Raw genomic sequence first — 4,927 nt, 5'->3', positions numbered from 1 at the left:
ATTATAGCCTCTTCGTATGTCTTGTTGTTGAAGGCATCCGAAAAATAATTTGCAGGCGGATAACTTGTATATCTTGGTACAGGTACATTATATTTTTCAAGCAACAGGTCTGTCATTTTGTTTGTCCCTTTTTAAAAAACAGTAATATGAATAATAAGGAGGTAGTTGCCAGCACTACCTCAAATAAAAATACTCCGTGATAACCAGCATGGTCTCCTATCTTACCACTCACAATAGCCATACACATACCGCTTAGATGCGTAATTACGGTCTGTATCGTAAAATCAGTTCCTTCGCGTCCTTCCCGTACGCTATCCATGGCTGTTGTATATACAACGATGGTTGCCATTCCGTAACTTCCCCAAAGCAAAAAGATCCCGATATAAAGCATCAGGGTGGTGGGAGTACAGTAAGAGAGACACATGAAATAGAGCGTGGCCAATAGAATACAAACCGAGAATAGAATCCGGCTACGGTATCTGCCTATGCGACGAAGGATGAATCCTCCTGCAAAAGAAGATGCGAATGCTACAGAAGTTCCGGCTACACCACTCATAATCCCGATTTCCTGCATATTGTATCCCAGATCTACCATGTATGGTTTTAGCATAGCCAATATGCCGATGAGCCCAGCGTAGTAAAGGAATAGAAAAACTATTTGTTTCCAGATACCTTTTTGAGTAAAAAAGTAATAAAAGTCCATACGTTTTGCTTTTTGAGCAGGACTCTTTTCTTTGATGGCGATTTCTTTATTAAAAAGAAGGGGTGCTAATGCTATGATTACAAATACGGCAAGACATGGAAGCAGGCTATTCCATCCGATCTGTTTGAAAAGAAGCAGAAGGGCTCCTCCACCCAACATGGCTCCTGCAAAGCTCCCCATCGATTGCATGCTGTTAACCAGACTTTTGTCTTTTCTGCTAAATGAAAGAACAGCAAGTGCATCGGTGGCGATGTCTTGGGTGGCTGATGCTACAAACGAGATAATCACCAATACCAGTATGGTTGTAAAGTTCTCCTTGAAATCAAGAAAGGCAACCGAAAATATAAGAACAGCATAGATGAGTTCCGAAGAGAAGATCCATTTCTTATAATGCGAAACGGTAACACAGTTTCGATCTACAAGGGGTGACCAAAGAAATTTGAGAATCCAGGGAAGTTTTATCAATTGTAATAAGCCTATGGAGGCAAGCGAGAAATTTTCCTGCCGCATCATAACAGGAATAACCGTTGAGAAAAAACTCATAGGTATACTCTGTGCGATGTAAAGACAGAAAAAAGTAACCAGTTTACTGGTTGTAGGTTTAAACCACATGGATTCTCTATTAGAAGTTCAACGTCAGATTTCCCCCAAAGGTAACAGGTTTTCCTTTCTGAGCAAAGGAGTTTCCGCCGCTTTCGAAGTAAAATGCCGTATATTCTGTTCCTGTGAGATTTTTTCCCCAGATAGAAGCCGTCAATGCCCCTTTCATGAAAGAGACTTTACCGTTCCATATACCGTAATATTTTTGAAAGGCTTCGTTGCTTTCACTCCAGTAGAGTTTCCCAGTTCCGCTATAGGAGATATTCATCTGAATGCGATCCAGTAAAGGCGATTTTACACGGAACAAATAATCGGTTCCCACAGAGAATGTCTGAGACGGAACAAGTGGTAGCTTTTTTCCTGCATAATCCAATGTGGCGCTACGTTGATATTCTTTAAAAGTGGCATCAGTATAACCATAGGCAACGTTAAACATAAATCCGTTACATACATTAGCCTGGAGAGCGAATTCAATTCCCTTGCTTTCTGATCGTCCTGCATTTTTTAGCATGGAACCTTTTCCACTGGGTAGCGGTTGGTAGATTTGCTGGTTGCGCCAGTCAATATAGAACAGGCTTAACTCGGTCTTAATGCGGTTTTGCCAAAAGTTAAGTTTAGTTCCTGCCTCGTAGTTCCAACTGTATTCCGGTTCAAAAGAACGGTCTTCATCTCTTTCGAAGGAGGTGTTGAATCCCCCCGATTTATATCCTTTGGATACAGTGGTATATAGCAGTTGACTCCCAGAAAAGGTATATTGAAGTGTAGCTTTGGGGGTGAGCTGACGAAATGTGAGCTTACTTTTAAAGCTGTCAGTCATACCGGTTGTGTTATTCATGCTTCGATATGCTTTGTAATCGGTATGTGCCTGTTCCCAATCATAACGAATACCCAGTGTAAGAGAAAGTGCGTCGGTAAAAAGTTTATCGATAGTGGACTGGTGATAGAGGGCGAAGCCATAAGTGGGTGAATCGTAAACTTTATGGGTAGACATACGCTGGAGTTTGTAATCCATGTCGACTTCGTTGTCCATTCCCTGATAAAAACCAAAGGCTCCGAATAACCACTTATAATTAGTCTGAGTTACAGCCTTAATATTAAGTTCTTCCGAAAGCATGTTTTGTTCTTGCTTTTGTATCACATAATATTGGTTTTTTGTGGAAAAGTCTTGATCTACTCCTTGTCTGTCTTTAAGATATTGAAATGCAGTTTGTGAACTCAGCCAAAAACGGTCTGTTTTGTAATCGACTGTGGCACCTGTATTGGACAGAGTTCGTCGGTAAGAACTGAAGTCGTTGTAGTTGACTTGCCCCACACTATTGGTCTCTTTGTTGTAAAGCGCGTAGGGATAACCTCCTTGATCAGAGTGATCCAGACTGGTCATCAGCTGTATTTTGAGTTTTGGTTGCAATTGCCACTCCAGGCGAATTCGTCCGGATCCACTGTCTTGTGTATCGGCATTTTCGCCGGTAGCCAAGTTGTTGAAATACCCATCCGTATGATTATAGTTGCCGGATATGGCATAGCCCAGATTGTGGGTTAGTTTTCCATAGTGTGATGCCGATGCTTGTCGTTGTCCATAATTACCGGCCATCAGGGAAAGACTGCTCCCTTGCCATTCCAAGGGTGATTTAGTGAAAACATTTATAATACCACCCATGGTGTTCCGTCCGTATAGAGTACCTTGTGGACCGCGTAATACCTCGATACGGTCTATTTCACTGAAATCAAAATCGAAGGCCGACTTCTCAAAATATGGTATTCCATCTACATACAACCCCACGGACGGGGCATTAATCTTCGATCCAATTCCTCTGATATATACCGGAGATGTAAGTTTGGAGCCGTAATCGGGGATGAACAAATTGGGCACAAGCGCACTAAACTCCTTGATCCCGGTAATATTCCGGTTTACAATCCCCGTGCTGCTGAATGCAGAAGCCGAGATCGGCTCCATCCGGTAAGATTTATTCTGTTTGAATGACTGAACTACTACCTCGTCTAAAAAGATACTTCGGGAGTTCAATGTGTCAACCTCTTCCGCATGGAGCTGTAGTCCGAAAGAAAGAATACATATTGTCAGAAAAATGAATTTGTTCATACGTTAGTTATTATTCCTGTATTTACAACTCAGGCCGATATATACCTATATCAGCCCGAATAATTTTGTTTTCGATTTCAGAAGGCCACCGATACTTCAGCGCCTACCTGGAACGGTTTTCCCTTTTGCATATATGGATTCCCAAATGATTCGAAATAGAACGCGGTATAATCAGCATCCAACAAGTTGCGAGTCCATACATCCAGTTTTATATTTCCTTTACGAACTCCGACTTTGGCATTCACAGTACCATAAAAGTCTTGTCCGATATCATTTTTTTCGGTCCACCAAATCTTTCCTGCACCGGAGTATTGAGCTGATGCTGTAAACTGATCAAGCCAACAATTATTTAGTAGCTTGGAATACTGTAATCCAGCACTGAAGGTGTGAGAAGGAGTGTAGGGAATATGATTTCCCTTATAGTCGGTCCGGATAATTTCAGAACCTTGTTTTTCTTCATGGAAATAGTTCCGGAAAGTGGCATTTGTATATCCATAGTTGATGTTGGCGGTGAGGTTAGAAGTAATACGGGCCTGGATAGTTGCTTCTGCTCCCAGACTTCTTGCTTTTCCTCCGTTCGTTATCATTCGACCGTTGCCGCTGTTTACAAATTTAGTGAGTTGAATGTCACGAAGATCCATATAGAACAAGGTGAGTTCTGCTGTTAATCTTTTGTCGATCAGTTCACTCTTGATGCCTGCTTCATAGTTCCAACTGTATTCTGGTTTGTAGGATGCAACATCTTTAACCGGAGAGGGTTCTACTGCCATTTGTGGAGCATAGGCACTCATCAGGTCATATTTAAGCTGATCTTGAATCAGGTCAGCAAACATCTGTACGTTGTAACCTCCCGCCTTATACCCTCTTGCTGCCGAAATATAAGTAAATGTACGTGGGGTACATTCATACTTGAGCGAGATTTTGGGTAGAACCTGCCATGAGTCTTGGTTAATACTTCCATCCATAACGCTTGTTGGAAGTTCGGGCAAGGTAATCATCGGCATACCCGGTGCCATCTGCATACCAAAATGCATACTTGCTTCAGAGTGGTAATCCATCTCAGCCTTTTCGTAATCCAGTCTGATACCGGCGGTAAGAGATAATCCTTCTGAGAACAGATTGTTTATCGTGGATTGGTGGTAAAGTGCAAGTCCGTAGGTTGGAGTATCAAACGATCCCGGAATGTAGATCTGTTCATCCAGAATGATAAGTTGAGGCATCCGTGGGATACTCGCTTTAAGCCGGTCAAACACAGATTGAAGCACAGTTTTTACACCATCTTCCTTGAATGTTACCGGACCATCCGTATGCAGATCGTCGTAAAACCCATACAAGCCAACAGACCACTGGTAATTAGTCGGTTGGTTAGATTTTAGGGCTATTTCCTGACTGAATGCGTTTTGTTTCTGCTTTTGGTTGAGTGTGAAGATAGAAAGTGGAGAAAAGTCCTGATCCATATTCATGTTGTCCTTCAGATGCCGGTAACCAGTTGTGCTACTTAGAGTGAATTGATTGGACTTGTATTC

Annotated in this window: 3 protein-coding genes; all 3 read right to left on the bottom strand. The window is 42.1% G+C overall.

The window, feature by feature from the left end; genetic code table 11:
• Window positions 1-112: 112 nt before the first annotated feature.
• The gene (locus tag AB7E53_RS06910; protein ID WP_446771689.1) at window positions 113-1,315 is read right to left on the bottom strand and encodes an MFS transporter; all 1,203 of its coding nucleotides are present in this window, start codon (window positions 1,313-1,315) and stop codon (window positions 113-115) included.
• A gap of 10 nt (window positions 1,316-1,325) precedes the next feature.
• Window positions 1,326-3,401 carry a TonB-dependent receptor gene (locus AB7E53_RS06905; RefSeq protein ID WP_446774878.1) on the bottom strand — a complete coding sequence of 692 codons (2,076 nt, stop codon included), beginning with the start codon at window positions 3,399-3,401 and terminating at the stop codon, window positions 1,326-1,328.
• 77 nt (window positions 3,402-3,478) lie between these two features.
• The coding region (locus AB7E53_RS06900) for a TonB-dependent receptor (RefSeq protein WP_446774876.1) at window positions 3,479-4,927 on the bottom strand (1,449 nt) is incomplete at its 5' end.

The organism is Macellibacteroides sp. (assembly GCF_050251695.1).
Taxonomy (GTDB): domain Bacteria; phylum Bacteroidota; class Bacteroidia; order Bacteroidales; family Tannerellaceae; genus Macellibacteroides; species Macellibacteroides fermentans.
This window is presented reverse-complemented; position numbering and strand designations above follow the sequence as displayed.

Bases quoted from the DNA above. Each gene is read 5' to 3' on its own strand.
- AB7E53_RS06910 (WP_446771689.1), bottom strand. From the start codon at position 1,315: ATGTGGTTTAAACCTACAACCAGTAAACTGGTTACTTTTTTCTGTCTT.
- AB7E53_RS06905 (WP_446774878.1), bottom strand. From the start codon at position 3,401: ATGAACAAATTCATTTTTCTGACAATATGTATTCTTTCTTTCGGACTA.